The 18,524-nt window shown below is 40.5% G+C and carries 17 protein-coding genes; 6 read left to right on the top strand and 11 right to left on the bottom strand.

Going from position 1 to position 18,524, the window contains the following annotated elements; translation table 11 throughout:
- The first annotated feature begins 4 nt into the window (after window positions 1-4).
- Together hisS and LPTSP_RS13970 are read left to right on the top strand one after the other, a co-directional pair.
- Complete coding sequence (gene hisS, locus LPTSP_RS13975; RefSeq protein ID WP_108929312.1) at window positions 5-1,327, top strand: histidine--tRNA ligase; 1,323 nt, start codon at window positions 5-7, stop codon at window positions 1,325-1,327.
- The gene (locus LPTSP_RS13970; RefSeq protein ID WP_108929311.1) at window positions 1,320-1,892 is read left to right on the top strand and encodes a phosphatase PAP2 family protein; all 573 of its coding nucleotides are present in this window, start codon (window positions 1,320-1,322) and stop codon (window positions 1,890-1,892) included. The genes hisS and LPTSP_RS13970 overlap by 8 nt, the downstream gene beginning before the upstream one ends.
- Here the strand turns inward: LPTSP_RS13970 and LPTSP_RS13965 are convergent.
- The 5 genes from LPTSP_RS13965 to LPTSP_RS13945 form a co-directional block, all read right to left on the bottom strand.
- Window positions 1,839-3,008: a Re/Si-specific NAD(P)(+) transhydrogenase subunit alpha gene (locus tag LPTSP_RS13965; protein ID WP_108929310.1), complete on the bottom strand. Its 1,170-nt coding sequence runs from the start codon at window positions 3,006-3,008 to the stop codon at window positions 1,839-1,841. The genes LPTSP_RS13970 and LPTSP_RS13965 overlap by 54 nt on opposite strands.
- 78 nt (window positions 3,009-3,086) lie before the next feature.
- On the bottom strand, window positions 3,087-4,022 hold the full coding sequence (locus LPTSP_RS13960) for a UDP-glucuronic acid decarboxylase family protein (RefSeq protein WP_439957012.1): 936 nt from the start codon (window positions 4,020-4,022) through the stop codon (window positions 3,087-3,089).
- Complete coding sequence (locus LPTSP_RS13955) at window positions 4,015-4,887, bottom strand: M50 family metallopeptidase (protein WP_108929308.1); 873 nt, start codon at window positions 4,885-4,887, stop codon at window positions 4,015-4,017. The genes LPTSP_RS13960 and LPTSP_RS13955 overlap by 8 nt, the downstream gene beginning before the upstream one ends.
- A gap of 84 nt (window positions 4,888-4,971) precedes the next feature.
- The gene (locus LPTSP_RS13950) at window positions 4,972-6,666 is read right to left on the bottom strand and encodes a methyl-accepting chemotaxis protein (RefSeq protein ID WP_108929307.1); all 1,695 of its coding nucleotides are present in this window, start codon (window positions 6,664-6,666) and stop codon (window positions 4,972-4,974) included.
- Window positions 6,667-6,836: 170 nt separating this feature from the next.
- Window positions 6,837-8,060 carry a DUF445 domain-containing protein gene (locus LPTSP_RS13945; protein ID WP_108929306.1) on the bottom strand — a complete coding sequence of 408 codons (1,224 nt, stop codon included), beginning with the start codon at window positions 8,058-8,060 and terminating at the stop codon, window positions 6,837-6,839.
- 79 nt (window positions 8,061-8,139) lie between these two features.
- Between LPTSP_RS13945 and LPTSP_RS13940 the strand changes: the two genes are divergently transcribed.
- From LPTSP_RS13940 to LPTSP_RS13925, 4 genes are read left to right on the top strand one after another with little or no spacing between them, the layout of a single operon-like run.
- Complete coding sequence (locus LPTSP_RS13940) at window positions 8,140-8,613, top strand: LIC_10042 family TonB-like protein (protein WP_108929305.1); 474 nt, start codon at window positions 8,140-8,142, stop codon at window positions 8,611-8,613.
- Window positions 8,606-9,127, top strand: coding sequence for a UpxY family transcription antiterminator (locus tag LPTSP_RS13935; RefSeq protein ID WP_174704467.1), 522 nt, complete (start codon window positions 8,606-8,608; stop codon window positions 9,125-9,127). Before LPTSP_RS13940 ends, LPTSP_RS13935 begins: the two co-directional genes overlap by 8 nt.
- Window positions 9,128-9,129: 2 nt before the next feature.
- The gene (locus tag LPTSP_RS13930) at window positions 9,130-10,098 is read left to right on the top strand and encodes a KpsF/GutQ family sugar-phosphate isomerase (RefSeq protein ID WP_108929303.1); all 969 of its coding nucleotides are present in this window, start codon (window positions 9,130-9,132) and stop codon (window positions 10,096-10,098) included.
- A gap of 6 nt (window positions 10,099-10,104) precedes the next feature.
- Window positions 10,105-10,830, top strand: coding sequence for a type I 3-dehydroquinate dehydratase (locus tag LPTSP_RS13925; RefSeq protein WP_108929302.1), 726 nt, complete (start codon window positions 10,105-10,107; stop codon window positions 10,828-10,830).
- Between the two features lie 4 nt (window positions 10,831-10,834).
- Here LPTSP_RS13925 and LPTSP_RS13920 read toward each other — a convergent pair whose 3' ends face one another.
- The 6 genes from LPTSP_RS13920 to tsaE form a co-directional block, all read right to left on the bottom strand.
- Entirely contained in the window at window positions 10,835-12,349 is a 1,515-nt protein-coding gene (locus LPTSP_RS13920; RefSeq protein ID WP_108929301.1) for a tetratricopeptide repeat protein, read from the bottom strand.
- Window positions 12,350-12,460: 111 nt separating this feature from the next.
- Window positions 12,461-14,074: a GMC family oxidoreductase gene (locus tag LPTSP_RS13915; protein ID WP_108929300.1), complete on the bottom strand. Its 1,614-nt coding sequence runs from the start codon at window positions 14,072-14,074 to the stop codon at window positions 12,461-12,463.
- A gap of 5 nt (window positions 14,075-14,079) precedes the next feature.
- A complete protein-coding gene (locus LPTSP_RS13910) occupies window positions 14,080-14,583 on the bottom strand; it encodes a hypothetical protein (protein WP_108929299.1) in 504 nt (167 codons plus the stop codon).
- A gap of 73 nt (window positions 14,584-14,656) precedes the next feature.
- Entirely contained in the window at window positions 14,657-17,278 is a 2,622-nt protein-coding gene (locus LPTSP_RS13905; protein ID WP_108929298.1) for a ribonuclease R family protein, read from the bottom strand.
- Window positions 17,275-17,964, bottom strand: a complete 690-nt coding sequence (gene tsaB / locus LPTSP_RS13900) for a tRNA (adenosine(37)-N6)-threonylcarbamoyltransferase complex dimerization subunit type 1 TsaB (protein ID WP_108929297.1) — start codon at window positions 17,962-17,964, stop codon at window positions 17,275-17,277. Before tsaB ends, LPTSP_RS13905 begins: the two co-directional genes overlap by 4 nt.
- Window positions 17,965-17,972: 8 nt before the next feature.
- Window positions 17,973-18,521, bottom strand: a complete 549-nt coding sequence (tsaE, locus tag LPTSP_RS13895) for a tRNA (adenosine(37)-N6)-threonylcarbamoyltransferase complex ATPase subunit type 1 TsaE (protein ID WP_108929296.1) — start codon at window positions 18,519-18,521, stop codon at window positions 17,973-17,975.
- Window positions 18,522-18,524 lie beyond the last annotated feature (3 nt).

The raw sequence follows: 18,524 nt of genomic DNA, 5'->3' as shown, positions 1-18,524 counted from the left end.
AGACTTGGAAAAACAGAAAGCTTTTTTACCCACAGCCCCATACAAGGGGACGAGAGATTTTTATCCGGAAGAAATGAGATTCCGAAATTGGATGTTTTCCGTAATGAGGAAGACAGTCCAATCTTTCGGTTACGAAGAATACGACGGCCCCATCCTAGAATCTTTCGAACTCTATTTAGCAAAAAGCGGAGAAGAGATCGTACAAAGACAATTGTACGATTTTACGGACAAAGGAGATCGTCATGTTGCGATCCGTCCTGAAATGACTCCCACTCTGGCAAGAATGGTAGCTGGAGAAGTTAGAAATCTTGCCAAACCTATACGCTGGTTTTCCGTCCCAAACTTATGGAGATACGAACAACCTGGCAAAGGACGCTTAAGAGAACATTGGCAACTTAATGTGGATCTGTTCGGGGTTAACTCCTATAGAGCGGAAGTTGAGATCATTCTGATCGCAAATGCAATTTTAGAAAATTTTAAAGCTCCTAAAGGGAGTTATCAGATCAAAGTTTCTCATAGAGGGATTTTGGATTCCTTCTTAAACCAAACCTTGGCTTTAGCTCCCGAAAAAGCTCATGCAGTTTCCAAACTTTTAGATAAAAAATCCAAGATCAGCAAAGAAGCTTTTGAAGAAGAGATCAAACCTCTACTTTCCAATCCGGAAAAACAGTTAACTCTGATCTATAAGTATTTAGAAACAAATCTCCAAACGATTGGAGAATTGGAAGGTATAGATCCTTCTTCTGTTGAATTTATTAGAAACCTATTTTCTGATTTAGCTTCTTTAGGGATCAAAGACCAGCTCGAATTCGATCCTTCTATCATTCGTGGTTTCGATTATTATACAGGCTGTATTTTCGAAGTGTTCGACACAAATCCTGAAAACAGAAGGTCTTTGTATGGAGGAGGAAGATACGACAACCTGATCGGATTATTCTCCAACGAACAACTTTCCGGAATAGGCTTTGGATTAGGGGACGTAACCTTCAAAAACTTTTTAGAAGGACACAACTTGGTCCCGAAAGACCTGAATTCAAAAAATGCTGTTTTAATTCCTTTGATGGACGATAAAATTTTTCCTGAAGTTTTGAAACTTGCAGAAGAACTTAGGAAAGAAGGAATCGGAGTGGAAACAATGCTTGAGTCTGCAAAACTCGGCAAACAAATCCAGACGGCGGAAAAAAAAGGATATCGTTTCTTGATCTTCTTAGGAGAATCCGAACTCTCCGAAAACAAGGTCCAGTTGAAAGATATCGTCTCAGGAGACCAATCTTCCGTTCCCAGATCAGATCTAATCTCCATCCTACGGAAATCCTTACTTGGATAAGAACACTTTGGAAAAATTATCCGCTTTCGAAAGAATCGATTATGCAATCGCGGTGTTCATTCGTGAGAAAATTCACTCTCCGATCCTAAACAGAACTCTCTCCAGGATTAATCGTGGAGAGATAATGTTAGTTCTTATTCTTCCTTATCTTGCGTTTGCTGCATACCAGGGAATTCTTCCTTATCCTTGGTGGATCGTAATCCCTTATGCAGGGCTTGTGGCCTATGCAAATGATCGTTTTGTTTTAGTATTAAAGAAGTTAATCGCTCGCAAGAGACCTCTGATCACCGTCGCCGGAAAAGTGGATCAAAATCCGGACATGAAACATTCGTTTCCTTCTGCTCACGCATCTAATTCGATGACTGCGGCATTGATCTTAGTGTTCTTGTTCGGTTTTCCGGAATGGTTTTTAGTGCTTAGTCTTTTGGCGGGGATCGGAAGATTATTATCTCTCCACCATTTTCCCTCCGATGTGCTCGGAGGGTGGTTGATAGGAACCTGTTTTGGGAGCTTAGGCTTTTTTCTTGGCCGCTGGCTTCTTCCCGTCTTGTTTGGAACCACCTAAGGCGTCCAAAGTCAATTTGTGACGGATTTCTCCATCATGAGTAATTGTGGTGGAAGAAAGGATCTCGTCGCTTAAGTCCAAGTTGATCTTCTTTTCTTTAACCAATAGTTTCAGATAATTTAATACGTTCTTAGCGAACATTTTGGAAGCATCTGAAGGAAGAGAACCTGCCAGGTTTTGGTGACCAATTACGGAAACTCCGTTTTTAGTTAAGACAACCTTACCGTGTTGAGTGTACTCGCAGTTTCCTCCGTTTGGAGAAGCAAGGTCCACTACAACGGATCCAGCTTTCATTCTATCCACGATCTTTTTAGTGATGATGATAGGAGCTTTTCTTCCTGGGATCAAAGCTGTAGTGATGATCACATCGGCTTTAGCAGCGAATTTTTCGATCGCCTCTTGTTGGCGTTTTTTGTACTCTTCAGTTTGTTCTACGGCGTAACCACCCGCAGCTGCGGAGTGGCTTGCACCTTCCACCTCTACGAATTTAGCACCGAGAGATTGAACCTGTTCTTTTACTTCAGGGCGAGTATCGAATACGTCTACTACTGCACCTAATCTTCTGGAACTTGCGATAGCTTGTAAGCCTGCAACACCCGCTCCAATGATAAGCACAGAAGCTGGAGTGATTGTACCTGCAGCAGTAGTCAACATTGGGAAGAATCTGGTCAAATGAGTGGAAGCTAGAAGAACAGCTTTGTATCCAGCAACAGTTGCTTGGGATGAAAGAACGTCCATAGATTGAGCACGAGTGATACGAGCAATCGCATCTAAACTCAGTACTGTAACTTTCCCGGAAGAAAGTTTTTTGATTACCTGAGGATTGACCGCAGGTTGGAACATTCCTAAATAGAATGCGCCTTTTTTGATCTTGGATAAGCTTGCTCCGTCCGCTAAGTGAATGCTCACAACTAGGTCGGATTTCTTTAGGATGTCCGCGCGAGATTGAATGGACGCTCCGGCTTTTTTATAATCTTCGTCAGAGAAATAAGAACCTTCTCCAGCGCCTTTTTCGATGATGACAGAAGCACCGATTTTCTTCAAGGCGTCGACTACGTCCGGGGTAACGGCTACCCTAGTTTCTTCCTTAGCTTCTTTTAAAACTCCGATATTCATACAGCCTACTCGAAACTCAATTTTTCGGTTAAATTCCCTTATATGGGAAAAGTAGGTCCAGATTTTCTCGGCGAACGATTAATCCAAGTGATTTTTGAAATAATCGACTGTTTTCCTGATTCCTTCTAATAAAGGAACCTTAGGTTCATAACCCAGTTTTTGTCTAGCTAAAGTCAGATCCGGCTTTCTGCGGGCAGGATCGTCTTGTGGAAGAGTTTTATAAATGATCTTGGAAGAAGAACCGGTCTCTTTTAAAACTAACTCCGCTAGTTCTTTAACCGTAAACTCTCCGTCGTTGCCCAAGTTCACAGGACCATTGAAATCCTGGGTGTTCATCATTCTAATGATCCCATCTACAAGATCATCCACATAACAGAAGGATCTAGTTTGGGAGCCGTCTCCATAAACTGTGATGTCTTTTCCTGCAAGTGCTTGGACCACAAAATTACTTACCACTCTTCCGTCGTCTGGAAGCATACGAGGTCCGTAAGTGTTGAAGATACGAATGACTCTTATGTCCACTTTATGATTTCTGTGATAATCGAAACAAAGAGTTTCAGCAACCCTCTTCCCTTCGTCGTAACAACTTCTGATCCCGATCGGATTTACATTTCCCCAATAAGTTTCTTTTTGAGGATGTTCGATCGGATTTCCGTAAACTTCGCTGGTAGAAGCTTGTAAGATCCTTGCTTTTACTCTTTTAGCAAGTCCCAACATATTCGTAGTACCAAGCACGTTGGTCTTTATAGTTTTGATCGCGTTGGCTTGATAATGAATCGGGCTCGCAGGACAAGCGAAGTTATAGATCTGATCTACTTCGAGTCGGATCGGCTCAGTGATATCATGACGTATTAGTTCGAAGCGAGGGTTGGAAAGGAGTTTTTCAACATTCTTCTTTCTTCCTGTATGAAAGTTATCAACGCAGATAACTTCGTTACCTTCTTGTATCAATCTTTCGCATAAATGAGATCCGATAAATCCGGCTCCGCCGGTAACTAGCACTCTATTAGCCATCAATTCTCTCTATATTCGTAAATTCCGGAGGAAGAGGTTTACCGTTCAAATCCAAACCTCTACTTAAGAACCATTCCAATACTTCCGGAGTTACTTCTCCAGGAAAAGGATTGTCTAAACCTACTACCGGCCCTTCATCAAATCCAGGAGTCTCATCCGGAACCGGACGAGGAACTACCGCTCGCTTCAATGAAAAGAATATGATGGATACGCTAAAAAAGGACCAGAGCAGAGCAATCAAATATCCCAAGAATAAAACCGATTTCGGAACCGACCCGCCTGGAGAAGTTCCAGTCGCCCAGTATGCTAAGATGCCTGCATCGGTATTCTGCACATTCTCGGTAAAATCCAAAAGATCATACAGACTATATAAACTCACACTAGTGCCTAAAAACACAGTAATCAATCGATCCCAACCGAACGGAAGAAAAGATGAGACCAAAAGAAAAATCCCCCAAAGCAAACCGGTTCTTTGAGCAAGTCCCCCGGAAGAAGTATAGTTCAAAGTAAGAAGTAAAACTGCTCCTCCCAAAAGTAACAAAGTGGGACGGACCAGACTTCCTTTGAATCCCCTGTTGATCAAAAATCCTCCGGCCAAACAAGACCCCAAATAACCGGCAGAGACTACGAATATAAAAGGACTTTTGCCGGATGTAGGAGATGCAACAGTCTGTCCTGCTTCATCACCGTTCAGCTCAATCATCTGGACTGAACCGCCTGAGATCAAAGTAGCAATCGCATGTCCTGCTTCATGGATAAAAACCACGAAGTCTTTTAGATAAGAAACCCATCCATGATTCCAATAGGAAAGAAGAGTCACTATGATCGCGAGTAAGAGCGCAAGACGTAGGAAACGATTCTCCATTCTAAAATAGATATCGGCTTTTTTGTGAGAATTCCTACTGGGAAATGGATAAGAACCGGATGAAAAATCAGCCGGTTTTATAATTCAATCCGTTTTAAAATGACTCAAAATTCCGCCGAATTTTTGGGAATGTTCCAGAGTATCTTTTACGGAATGTCTAATATTCTCGGAGGTAGAAGCAATATCTTCTGCCGATTTGGAAATTGCGCTCATAGAGTCCGAAATTTCTCCGGCGGAAAGTTTTTGTTGCTCCGAAGTTCCGGCCATCATTTTTCCTAAAACCAAAACCTGATCGGAACTGCTGCGTATTTCTCCCAATCTTTTGGATTGCTCCTGCAAAAGACTTTTTACCTTAGATGAAGAGTTATGAACTTCCTCAATATAGTTCTGAAGATTTTCGAATACGTCTACAGACTGTCCCACTTTAAGAGCGCCTTCTTCCACCGAGTTGGATGTACTTTTTACAAGAAGAGTGATATCTTTGATACTAGATTTGGTTTGTTCCGCTAGTTTTGAGATTTCATCAGCAACCACCGAAAACCCTTTCCCTGCTTCTCCAGCCCGCGCAGATTCAATGGAAGCATTTAAAGCGAGCATGTTTGTTCTTTCCGAGATGCTTGTGATAATACTTACGATCTTATTGATCTCGTTCGAATAAGAACGTATCTGTTCCATGGATTGGATCGCTTCATTAAAGATCTGTTTTGCTTGGTCGGCTTTATTCGCCACATTCCCAGCTTGAGACTCCAAGTTTTGCATCGATTTGGAAGTTTCTCCCAAGGACACGTCGATAGAACCGATACTATCGTTTACATTGGATAAACTTCTGGTCTGTTCGCTTATAGTTAATACGATCTCATCAATCGTTTTAGAAAGCTCGTGAGAAGCTGCTGCAGTTTCTTGCACAGCATGGGCCTGCTTTTGAGAAACTCTTTCGAAAGAACCTACCGATTGAAAAAGTTCTTCATACAATTTTAGATTTCTCTGGTAGTTCTCTTTCATTTGGACCAAGAGTCCCCAAAGACTAATGGTCATACATCTAAAACTAGAATAAATTCTGTCAGCGTCTTCAACCCCTTCTTTTCTCGGAAATTCAGAGGCAAGATTTCCATTCACAACCTTGCCCACAATTGCTAAGGTTTCAGACATTTTCTTTTTTAGATTATAAATAGCTCTTAAACAAAGAGAAAATCCTATAACCACTGCAAGAAAGGTTAAGGTAGAAGCGACTGGATCCGTTAAAAATAATTTCAAACCTAAGTAAGAAGAAGGAACGAATATACATGCGAATGTGAAAGCCACAAGACCTAGATATCCGAATTTCGCTCGGAGCGAATTTATAAAAGAAAAGAATGATCTAAGAAGTTGCGATTCTCCGTTCAATCTCGCAAAAAGTTTCTCCGCATTTTCAATTTGTTGCCTGGATGTCTTCTTACGAACAGACATATAGCCGGTGATCACTCCGTTTTCAAGAACGGGAGTAACAGTGGCATCTACCCAATAGTGGTCTCCATTCTTCGCGCGATTCTTAACGATCGCATTCCAAGGTTGGCCAGATTGGACAGTGTCCCAAAGATTCTCGTAAACGGAGGGTGGAATATCCGGATGACGGACAATATTATGAGGTTGGCCCAGCATCTCCTCTTCCGAAAAACCACTTACATCCGCAAAGTCCTTTGAAACGTAAGTGATCTTTCCTTTTGGATCGGTTCTCGAAATAATTACCGCCGATTCAGCGAACTGAATTTCTCGACCCGTAACCGGTAGATTCTTTCTCATATTTTCAGTAATTTTTTGAAGTCAAGTTTGGTATAGCGAATTTAGAAGATCAGCTATTTGATTTTAATAAATCGGAATATGAAAGAGAAATAATTCGGAAAAAATCCACCTAAAAGATAATACTTTCGGTTTATTTTATAGAAGAATCTATCTAAAAACCGACCACACTCTTATTTTATAAAAACGAGATATGCTTGGATACATCCTGCGATACCTCCAAGAAATGCACCTAAGCTGATCAAGGTGGCTTCATCTTCTTTGAAGACCGAATGCAGAAGATGCTCGAATTCTTCCGCAGGTAGTATACTCAAATTTTGGAAGACTAACTTTTCAATCTCTAATCTTTCTTCGATATAGTCTTTCATTTTGTCCGCAGTTTCCGGCACCAACTCCAGAATAGAATTCGCAATCTTCTCCTTTAACTCTTCCAGCTTTTTTGAGCCTAAGATCAAAGAAGCATAGGGGATCTTTTTCTTTAATTTCTCATCCATCAATTCTTTGGATTTGGAAAGAAGTTCCGTTATGATCAGATCCCCTCCTTTTCCTTTAAAGATCACTCCGATCAAACTTTCCGGATTTAAAATTTTAGAAGCGACCATAGACGCAAATTCTCTGGAAACATCTATCTGTCTTTTTAAGAAGAGTCCCTGGTATTTAAAAAATAAAAAGTTCTTTGGCTGCAAAGGTGAGAAGATCATAAGGATCGCCAGCCAGTTGGTGATATAACCTACAAAAATCCCCATAAGAGGCATGGTCCACCATTGGTTTAGGTAAGCTATAAATAAGACTTGGACACAGCCGATCAAGAACCCGAAATAGATCCCGGAACGAACAATAAATCTGAACTCGGGACCTCCACATCTTCTGAAAATTTCGGAGAGAACATTTGCATTTTCGCCCGAAATGGATTCTTTGATTAAATCACCAATCCCTAATATACTTTCCAGGTTTTTACCGAAAGAGGTGTAGATCTCTTCTATCTTTTTTGGAATATCTTCTCTAATCTCTTTTTCTAAAATTTGTTTTGCTTCTTCCGGAACCATAGACCAGATCACAGGATTGTCCGCAAAAAATATATCTTTGACTATGGAAGAAGATTTTTCTCCGATCCTGTCTCGGATCAGATCCGAAATTTGCACAGGATCTATCTTTTTGTACAGATCATAAGGGCGGATCAATCTTTCCGTCATCACATCCGAAATAAGCCCGGCCATTTTTTTAGAATGCCTCGGAATGATTCCCTGCCATCCTAAAATTCCCCATCCTCTAAACTTGACCGGATAGAAGATCATTTGCACAGCGATATAGTTTGTGATCCAACCTACAAAGGAGCAGGTGATCAAAATCGAAATAATCTCGACCGTAGAGCCGTGAACCGAATCGAAAGATTGCATCGGCAGAGTTTTATGAGTTTGAAAATTCGATTCAAGAAAAATTCAATATTAATTATACTTGTAAAATCGTATTAATCCAATGGGTTCCAGAGTTTCTTTTTTCATTTCTCTCTCCATCCATGCGGTTCTAATTCTAGCTTACTATTTGGTCCGAAATCTAAGTCCCGAAAATTTTTCAGAACAGATCAAACTCAGTCTCAGCAGGGGCCAGATCCCAAGTTTACATTTTTCACTTCCTAGAAATCAGGGAGAAGGACCGGAGACTTCTTCCAACTCGGGCCTAGCAGGTACTCCGGAAGCGGAGATCGAAAGGTTTAAAAACGAGATCCATTTTCCTCCGGAGGCATTGGAACAAAGATTGGAATCGGATTGTTCTTGGGAAGTTGTGATCGGACCTAATGGAACCGCTAAAAAAATTACTACTATCAAACCTTGCAAATATAAGGTTTTCGAAACTCATTTTAAAAGATCAGTTTCTAGCTGGAAATTTCAACTACCGGAAGGAAATATCATAATTATTCCTGTATCCTTTCGTATTGAATCAGATGAGTGAATCTTCTAAATCATGGTATGCAATTTATACCAATTCAAGGGCCGAAAAGAAGTTAGCGTTAGAACTTTCCAAAAAGGGAATAACCCAATACTTGCCGATTATTTCGACCAAAAAACAATGGTCTGATAGGATCAAAACGGTTTTAGTCCCTGTTTTTCCTTCTTATGTATTCGTAAAAATTGATATAAGAACGGAAAAACTAAAAGTCCTGGAAACCTCAGGAGCAGTGCGATTCATTTCTATCGGCGAAACTCCTCTCGTAATCGAAGAGGACGATATCGAAGCGGTCCGCCAGATTGTAACGGAGTATCCCGATAGGATCAAGATCGAAAGGGAAAAGCTGCTGGCTCCGGGTAAGAAGGTACTTATCAGGAACGGACCTTTTAAAGATATTAGGGCCAGAGTAATCCGAAAAGGAAGTAAATCGTCGATTCTTGTTTCCATCTCGGGAATGGATACTACAGTATCCTTAGAATTGGATTCGGAACTATTAGAAACGGACGAGGAGAATTAGAAGTGGGAAATACATTAGATAAAGTTAAAAAAGCTTTGGATACAGAGATCGAAGCTATTCTTCATTTTAGAGAGAACCTAGATCCGAATGTAGAAAAAGCTGTAGAGCTGATCTTCCAATCCAAAGGAAAGGTAGTCGTAACCGGAGTCGGAAAATCCGGAGACGTAGGTAAAAAGATCGCGTCCACTCTATCTTCTACAGGAACTCCTTCTTATTTTCTTCATCCATCTGATGCGGCACATGGTGACGCCGGAATTTTAGCACAAGGCGATGTAGTCATCGCGATCGGCAAGAGCGGAGAAAGTGAAGAATTACTTAACCTTCTTCCTACCATAAAAAGTATAGGGGCCAAATTGGTAGGTTTAACTGCAAATCCTCAATCCAGATTGGCCTTGGACTGTGATATTGTTATCTTAACACCGGTATTAAAAGAAGCATGTCCTTTAGAACTCGCACCTACTTCCAGCACAACAATCGCGTTGATGTTGGGAGACGCCATCGCAATGGCATTAATGGAACTTAGAAATTTCCAAAAAGAGGATTTTGCGCTCTATCATCCTGCAGGAAGACTCGGAAAAAGATTGTCTCTGAAAGTGGACGACGTGATGAGAAAAGGTGACAAACTTGCAAAAGTAAGTTCCGATGCAAGTTTAGAAGAAGTTCTTGCAGAGATCACAACCAAGCTGGTGGGTGCAACAGGAGTTGTAGAGACTAACGGCAAATTGATCGGATTCGTAACCGATTATGATATTAGAAAATTATTAAATGCCGGAAAACTCGACAAGTCCATCAAAGCGAAAGAATTGATGAACCCTAAACCGACAGTATTCGAAAGCGGGATCATGGCTTACGATGTTCTACAATCTATGGAAAGAAGAGAAAAACCTATCTCAGTAGCTCCAATCGTTTCCAAAGACGGAGTTTTACTCGGTATCGTCTCCATTCACGATCTCTTGCAAAAAGGACTCTAATTCTCGATGAGCCTAAACGAGTCTCAAAAAATACGGATCATTCTTACTTTGAATGAAGAGGAGTTTTTTGGATTAAAAACTCTTCCGAAAGCCGATTTTTTAGAGATACGTTTGGACCAATTCCATTCCGACAAGGATACCCCGGAAAGGATCCTAAATAAGATAAAAGAACTAAACGCAGCCTGTGTATTCACTTATAGACAACCAGAAGATTCTAGCCTAAAAAGTTTAGGAGTTTGGAATAGAGAGAATATCTCACCCTTACTCTCCGGGTTAGAATCAGGAAAACATTATATAGATTTGGAATTGGATAAGGACAATCCCGTTTTTAATGGAGTTGATGAGGATCGTTTTGGGATCATTCGATCCGTTCATAGCTTTTCAGGAATTCCAGATTTTGAAGAATTATTATTTTTCTTGAGACCAGTCACGGAAGAAGTTTTAGCGACTGTAAAATCACAACTTCCTTTCCAAAGGATCTTTAAGATAGCAGCGCTTCCTAGGAACGAACAGGAATCCGAAGAATTCAAAAATTCTGCTCTAAAACTTTCTAAACTTTGTGCGAAACAGAATATTCCAATCGGTTTCTGCGGAATACTGATGGGAGAATCCGGAAAAGAATTCAGGATCTTTCCTGAGAAAATAGGATCTCAGTTTACCTATTGTTGTTTGGGAGAACCAAAAGCTCCCGGGCAAGTGGATCTAGAAACGGTCCTTTCTAAAAGAAAATGAACGATTAATCCTTATCTTGGGAATCGTCGGCTTCTTTATCGTCATCCGATTTTTTATGATCTCTAGTTCCGGCTCTTGTCTCTAAGAATGTTTTGAAACCTTCGTCGGATCTGAATTTCTTGAATGCTTTGTCTTTTTCCGCAGATACCCAATAAGAAGATTTGATACTTCCGGATTTTTTAATATAGGACATTGTCCTTTCTTGATCGTTCTTCTCTGCGTAACATTTTGCTAATAAGTAATACGCGCCCGCAGAATCTTCTACCCTTTCTAAATGGTTGATCGCTTTTTCAACGGAAGCCGTGTATAAATATGTTTTACCTAAATAGAAATTGTATTCTCTGATTTCTTCTTCGTCTGGTTGGACAGCATGGAAATATTTGAGAGCCTTTTCGTAGTTGCCGTTATTTGTATAATATCTGGCGAGTTTTAAGATGCCGTCGTAATACACGTCCGAAAGATCTTTTAGTTCCGGATTTTCTTTTTCTATGGAAGCACCGATCTCTTTCAGAAGATCATAACCTTCTTCTTTTTTGCCGATCTGTATCTTGCAAAGTCCGATATACATTCGGATCTCTCTAGTTTTTTCTCCGTATTCGAGGGCTTTTTCTGCGGTTTTGATCGCGTTATCACAATCCTTTTGTTGCCACTTAATTTTGGTCAAACCGATCAAAGGAAGGACCGTATGCTTATTTGCGTGTGCCTTTCGATAATACTTGGAAGCTTCTTCGAAATTTTTCTTCTTATGATAAGCGGCCGCTTGGGTCAGATGCGTATAATAAAGTAATTTTTCCCTTTCGGACGGGATCTTAGGTTCTATACGATTCAGAACGATAAGCGCATCATCGTAATTTCCAATGCGCACGAGAAGTGCTCCGTACTTGTAGCCATACTCCACATTCTCCGGCTCATTCTTCACTAATCCGGAAAGAATAGATTCGGACTTAGCAAATTCTTTTTCATTATAATAAGCTAATGCGAGTCCCCAAAGGATCTCTTTATTGTTCGGATCCTGTTTTAACTTTTTCTCTAGACTAGAAACACTTTCCTGCTCAGGTTCTTCTTCATGATAGACAGGCTTGCGATAGCTTCCTCCGGAAGAATATCTTTCTTCTGCGGCAGCTCTGATCTTTTGGATATGAGAAAGGTCCGGGTCGATCTTTAATAATCGATTGGAATAAGAGATCACTTCTCCATAATCTCTTTGGTAATTATGATATAGAATGATCTTTGTAAGAGAATTGACCAGATCCTTTTTAGGAAGGTTTAAACTGACCGCTTTTTTGAATGCTTGGATGGATTTGGTATAATCTTTTCTGCTCTCGTAGATATAACCCATGTACATCCAGGCCTCACCGGAAGAGGGGTTTCCATCGTTATATTTTTGGAATTGTTTGAGAGCCTCTGTGTAGTCTTTTCTAGAATAAGCTTTTTTACCTTCTTTCATATCTGCGAAGACAGAATTGGAAAAGAAGAATATACTAAAGCAAATCAGTAAGGAAAAGAGCGGCCTAGTCATACTAGTAAGACCGACATTTTCCCTCTGAATACCACAAAAGAAGGAAGGCATTTATCCAATTTTGGAAGAGAACGCCACGAATAAAGTGGAATTCTCGCCTTCTCAAAGGAATTATTTATTTCCTAAAACCTCTGCCTTTCTTTGAGCCAAGGCTCTTGCGGCTCTCAGATTCACACTCATAGTCGTAATTTGAGGATTTACGGATAATCCTGTAGGATACACAGAAGCATCCATTACAAAAATATTCTTATGGCCGAAGAGTTGGAAATCCAGATCTACCGCACCTAGGTCGGCTGACTTAGCCGCTTGGATAGAACCATGAGGGTGAGCGGAACCGATCGCGATCTTTCCAGGTTCAATGCTCTTGTCCAGGATCCAATCAAACTTGGAATTTTTATCTACTGGGATTGGATCTTCCACATCAGGAAACGGAAATACGATTGCCTTTGCACCTGCAGCCACTTGGACTTCGGCTAATGCCTTCAGACCTTTGAGTAGATTTTTACCGTCTGTCGGAGTGATCTCGAAATATACTTTTCTTCTTCCTAAAGACCATTTCACAGAAGCATTCGCTTCACCGTCTGCACCGTCACGAACTAGCACGATCCCCGCACTCATGTTCGGATACTTTTTCATAGTATCGAATTGTTTCTGTCCATAAAAAGGGATCAGTGAACTTGCCAAGGTAGGACGGAATGGAGCCACTTCTAACCAATATCCATAACCGGTATTGTCTTGGTTATGACCGTCTTTGATCACTGCGGATTGAGGAGGTCCGGAGAACATATTGATCGTCTCGTCAAAGATCGCAAAGTTCGTGCTTGTAGGATGGACTTTCAAATTTCTTCCCACCCACTCGTTTCCTAGTCCGGATCTTTGTAATAATGCAGGTCCTTCGATCGCACCTGCACTTACGATTACTACAGGAGCTTCGATCACTACTTTTTCCAAAACATTGTTTGGAGCCTTTTCGTAAGGATCTGGTGTGAATTCTGCAACGACAGTTTTTATATCCCCGTCTTGGATGTATTGTGCCCTCATATTGGAGATAACGGTCGCGCCTGCCTCGATCGCATCCGGGATCCAAGTTAAGAATGCGGATTGTTTTGCGTTAATTGGACAACCCAAACCGCAACGCCCTAGGCCGATACATCCTCTATTATTATTTTTTAATACTTCCGGATGTAGACCTAAAGCTTTTCCACCTTTCATCAAGGTGTTATTGTTGGCATTGATCAGATTTTGAGGAACTTCGTGGACACCAATCCTTTCATGGACTTCGGAAATATAAGCGTCCATTTCCTGTCTTCCGTAACCTTTCCAACCAAAACGGGAATCCCATTCGTTGGTCACATAATCAGGAGGATAAAGTGAAGTTTGCCAATTTACAGTGGTAGAACCTCCGATCGTCCTTCCCTGTAGAATGGAAAGAGTCTGTTCTTCCGAAATAATAAATCCAGCATCTCTATACAATCTGGCTTGGGAAAGAAACTCATCTCCAGTGAATTTTGCAGGAGTAAAATATCCGCCCTCTTCGATCAGGACAACTTTCCATCCTGCTTTTGCAAGAGTGGCCGCGACCACCGCTCCTCCTGCACCGGAACCTATGATGACTGCTTCTGCTTGTAATTTCCAAACTCCGTCTTTGATTCCGTTCTCTTTGATCAAAGATTCGTGTTTTTCCGGAGTTATGATCTTATAATTTGCTTCAGGAATCGCTCCCATAATTCTTAACCCTTATATCCCACTAGTTCGTTATAATCTCTTTCCATAGAAACTAAGAAGAAGGACAATTGGCGCATGATATTATAAGCGCCTCTTTTCAAAGATAAGGAAGAGTTTTTCCAGGAAAGAAGTCGTTTCTCTCTATCTTCTTTAGAAAGCCCTACCATAGAGGTGAAAGAAAAATCCAAGGCTAGAGAAACAAGAGAAGATCCCGGCAAGAATGCCAATAATTTCAGGACGGATTCAGTATCGATCGGATAAGGATGACCGTAGATATACTTATCTGCGGCCACTCCCAAATCGAATCCTTGGATTGGATTTCCAACAAGGAAAACTTCTTCCAAGGATTTGAAAGCAAGATATTCAGAATCACTCAATCCATGCAACTTCGGAATAGATCCGGGTTTGCAAGAAGTTTGAGGAACTAGGATAGCCGAGATTGCGGCCGTTTTGAACAAAAACTTTAGAAAGCGATTACGAGAAACCTTCTCATCCAGAAACGATTCCAATTCTAACTCCTAAACTTTGTTCGAAAAAACAAAGTTTGCCGTAACGAATGTTCTGGAATATGTTCGACTTTGTCTATCCTTTCTTTTGGAATTTTTTCATCTTCACGTAAATTTTAATTTCTTCAAAATCAATTCTATCCAATTCAACAGGAAAGGTTTCACCTAATGAATATTGTTTGGTATATTTTTTAGAATAGAATGTGAAGTCTGTCTCTGCTTGTAGCTCACCTTCGTCGGTAAATTCTATTGCGGGAATCACAGCTTCCACAGGAGGATTATTCAATTCCACAAATGCAACTGCAGATTTAAATCCAACAAGGGTCGCAGTAAATTCTTTGATCCCTGTTTTTTCCAAGTATCTACAAGCCTTGAGCTTATAATAATCCCTTTCGGAGTCGGTTGCCTTTCTTTCTTCGTGAGAAGTATGAAGTCCCATTACTTTGATATCTTCTTCAGAATAAGGTTCTTCGTCGAAGAGAAGAATACTTTCTAAAACTCTATGACATACCAAGTCTGGATAACGACGAATGGGAGAAGTGAAATGACAATAGTCTTTGAAACCTAAGCCCCAATGTCCCAGATATTCTCCGGAATAGTAAGCCTGCATAAAACTTCTCAAGAGGGAAATATTGAACAAACGCTCTGAAGGACTTCCTTCAATCACTTGCAGGACTTGGCGAATAGATTCGTAACTTGTATCCTTAAGTTGAGCTTTAACCCCATTCAATCTTAGAAATGAATTTAACATCTCCAGTTTTTCCACGTCCATCGGTTCGTGGACACGATACAAAGTCGGTCTTTCTTTTTTACGAATGTACTCAGCCACCTTGATATTTGCAGAAAGCATGAATTCTTCGATCAGGATATGAGCCTGTAATCTTTCTACAGGTTTGATCTCTATAACATTGTGTTCCGAATCTGTGACCACCTTGGTTTCTTTCAGATTCAGATCCACTCTTCCGGAGTTCAGTCTTCTCTTTCTAAGAATGTCCGCAAATTTCATCATTTTGAAGATCCAATTATTCGGATCTCCTGCTTTGATCTCTTCTTCTGCGCGATTATAAGTGTATCTTTCCTCTACTCGGATTATGGACTTGTAAAACTTTGCATGGAAGATGGTTCCACTCCAATCAGCTTCCATTTCAACTGTGAATGCCAGTCGATTCTTCTTAGCCACAAGGCTGCAAAGATTTTCGGAAAGTTCAGGAGGTAACATAGGAACCACTCTACTTCCCAAATATACGGAAGTAGCTCTTGAATAAGCCTCCACATCCAAATCTGAACCAGGTTGCACATAATGTGAAACATCCGCGATATGAACGTAGAATCTGATCTTCTTACCTTCTTCTATGAAGGAGATTGCATCGTCAAAGTCCTTGGAATATTCTCCGTCTATCGTGATAGATTTGAGTTCTCTCAAGTCCACTCTTGAATTCCAATTGTCTACCGTAGACTCATCCACTTCGTCAGGAAGTTCTTCCAATTTTACTTCCTCCGGATAGAGGATGGTATAATTGTACTTCATTAACATTCTCATCAGATCCGTATCTTCTTTGGTATCCGACTCGAAACGAACAAAGTGAGCTTCGTATAGATTCTTTTCGTGATCAGAATCTTGTTTCAAGGTTACGATCAAAACATCTCCGACGTTTATCTCGTCTTGCAGATCTTGCAGTAATGTCTTGCGGGGAAGAAAACCTTCTTTCAAATCTCCTTCCATGTCCAAAAAGGTACCGACTATAAATTTATAATCCTTCTCCGTTACCTTCATTCTATAAAGCTCACGGCCTCTTCTAAGAACTGAGACAACTTCTCCTTCTAGTTTTCCTTTACGGCCGATCCCTGTAGGAAGAATTTCCACAAAATCGCCTTGGATTGCAGAAGAAGTATACTGGCCCGGGACGAATACTTCGGTGCCTGTAGTCAGTTTTACGAAACCGTCTCCTTTTTTACTTAAGGAGATCGTTCCCTGTAAGGTTTGATTGGGACGAACGATGATGTTCTTTTTTTGGATCTCTATCAGACCTTCTTTTTCAAAAAAGATCAAAACTTCTTCCGCAGAACGTTTTTGTTCTTGGGCTTCCCATTTTTCTCTTCTATATCCTTTTTTCTGACCTGCATGAGCAATGAACTTGGAGTTCACCTCTTGCATTGAGAGTACCTTTCCCGCTCTAGAACGGAAAAATTTCAGAAGTTTTCTGCCAGGTTCATTCTCTCTTTCCCAATCATGACTTCCGTGCCTTCTATCATAAAACTTGGGCTTGGATCCGGGCACGTGAGATTCGTTTTTGTTGTGGGAAGATTTAGGAGAATATCCTGGATTCTTATTTTGATTTTCGTAAGAAGACTTTTTGTAGTTTGTTTCTTCCTTTGGTGAAGGAATTTCTTCGTGGGATTTTTTTGCGATTTCTTGCTTAAACGATTTATTTTTATCTTTTCTTTCTTTTTTAAAAGAAGGAGCCGAAACTTTTTGCTCAGACGGAAATATTTCTAGTTTCTTTGAGCGAGAAGACTTATGATCTTTTTTCTTTCTAGAAACCTTCTCCTTTGCTTCTCTGATCTTCTTTCTTAGATCGTTCTCATCCGATTCTTTGGATCTGGACCTAATTGGTTCCTTGCTTTTCTCGCCATTCTCTTTTGGTTTTGTTTTTTTCTTTATTTGTATTTGTTTAACTATTTTCTTTTTTTGTGTCATGTATAATATACCTTAGGCTTATCATCAGCGTAAGTTCCTCTCAGATAATTCGGAACCAATTGCAAATAAGAATGATCTTCCGGCTTTGATAATGCCTTTTTGATCTCGCTGGACTTTTCCAATATACTCGCTTCCGGCGAAGGAAGATTCTCTTTCATATTTGTTCCCGCAAAAAATTCGGGAGAGTCGCTGAACTTAATTCCGGTAAGATAAGAGCCTATCCTATCTTCCGGGATGGTTTCCGGAATCAGATCCGGTGCAATGTCCACGGTGCCCCAATAACCTCTGGAGTCCTTTAGACCGAAATAAATTTTTCCTTGTTTCGCTTCTATTCCTACACAAACGGAAGATTCTGATTCCGCATAATATTGGCTTGTGTACAATTCTAAACTATCAATTCCCAAAACCGGAATATTCCAGATCTGTGAAAAATTCCGTGCTGTTGCAACCGAGATCCTAATACCTGTAAAAGATCCAGGGCCGGTTGCAGTTACTATTATATCAGGTTTTTCCCAATTAGATACCTTCAAACAGTTCGAAATTTCTTTAATAAGTAAGAGAGAAGATTCCCTATTATGCAATTCTCTGTACTCGGAAACTTTTTCTAGTTTGCCGTCTTCTGTTTTAAGATAACATCCCACTAAGATCCAGGAGTTGGTCGCATCGAAGAATAATATTTTTGTCATACGATTTTCTAAGACTTCAGAAAGGATTCGATCTGTAGATCGGACCTTTTCCATTCTTCTCCCAAAAATTGGATCTGCAGATTTCTAGTATGTTCATCTGCTTCTTCCAAATCGATCTTGATCCGGAAACTTCTGTCCTCAAATTCGGGTTCTGCCTTCTCCCACCATTCTATCAGAGAAATCCCTTTGCCATTCCAATATTCTTCGAAACCCAAGTCAGGTATCTCTTCCGAAGAACCGATCCGATAGAGATCAAAATGGAAGATCTCCAATATATCTCCTAATGTATTTTGGATCTCAGGAAAAGGATACTCATTCATCAAAGTATAAGTAGGGGAATTTACAAATAATTTGGATTTATCCAATCCAGGTTTTAAATCATCCAATAAAGCTTTTACAAGTTTAGAAACTAATGTAGTTTTGCCAGAACCCATTTTTCCGGAAAGGAGTAGTAAGGGGAATTTTCCCTCTTTCCAGACCGCTGCTACAATCCCCGCAAGTTTTGCGACAGGGATATCGATAGAATCTAAGGTAAGATTTTCAAATCGTCCTGACATCCG

The organism is Leptospira johnsonii (genome assembly GCF_003112675.1).
Lineage (GTDB): Bacteria > Spirochaetota > Leptospiria > Leptospirales > Leptospiraceae > Leptospira_B > Leptospira_B johnsonii.
The sequence above is the reverse complement of the archived record's forward strand: the minus strand, read 5'-3'. Positions and strand labels throughout refer to the sequence as shown.

What these genes read in the sequence shown, in the direction of transcription:
- LPTSP_RS13965 (WP_108929310.1), bottom strand. Translation starts at nt 3,008, where the DNA reads ATGAATATCGGAGTTTTAAAAGAAGCTAAGGAAGAAACTAGGGTAGCC.
- LPTSP_RS13935 (WP_174704467.1), top strand. Translation starts at nt 8,606, where the DNA reads ATGAGTGAATCTTCTAAATCATGGTATGCAATTTATACCAATTCAAGG.
- LPTSP_RS13915 (WP_108929300.1), bottom strand. Translation starts at nt 14,074, where the DNA reads ATGGGAGCGATTCCTGAAGCAAATTATAAGATCATAACTCCGGAAAAA.
- LPTSP_RS13925 (WP_108929302.1), top strand. Translation starts at nt 10,105, where the DNA reads ATGAGCCTAAACGAGTCTCAAAAAATACGGATCATTCTTACTTTGAAT.
- LPTSP_RS13955 (WP_108929308.1), bottom strand. Translation starts at nt 4,887, where the DNA reads ATGGAGAATCGTTTCCTACGTCTTGCGCTCTTACTCGCGATCATAGTG.
- LPTSP_RS13950 (WP_108929307.1), bottom strand. Translation starts at nt 6,666, where the DNA reads ATGAGAAAGAATCTACCGGTTACGGGTCGAGAAATTCAGTTCGCTGAA.
- LPTSP_RS13920 (WP_108929301.1), bottom strand. Translation starts at nt 12,349, where the DNA reads ATGACTAGGCCGCTCTTTTCCTTACTGATTTGCTTTAGTATATTCTTC.
- LPTSP_RS13945 (WP_108929306.1), bottom strand. Translation starts at nt 8,060, where the DNA reads ATGCAATCTTTCGATTCGGTTCACGGCTCTACGGTCGAGATTATTTCG.
- LPTSP_RS13960 (WP_439957012.1), bottom strand. Translation starts at nt 4,022, where the DNA reads ATGGCTAATAGAGTGCTAGTTACCGGCGGAGCCGGATTTATCGGATCT.
- LPTSP_RS13905 (WP_108929298.1), bottom strand. Translation starts at nt 17,278, where the DNA reads ATGACACAAAAAAAGAAAATAGTTAAACAAATACAAATAAAGAAAAAA.
- LPTSP_RS13940 (WP_108929305.1), top strand. Translation starts at nt 8,140, where the DNA reads ATGGGTTCCAGAGTTTCTTTTTTCATTTCTCTCTCCATCCATGCGGTT.
- tsaE (WP_108929296.1), bottom strand. Translation starts at nt 18,521, where the DNA reads ATGTCAGGACGATTTGAAAATCTTACCTTAGATTCTATCGATATCCCT.
- tsaB (WP_108929297.1), bottom strand. Translation starts at nt 17,964, where the DNA reads ATGACAAAAATATTATTCTTCGATGCGACCAACTCCTGGATCTTAGTG.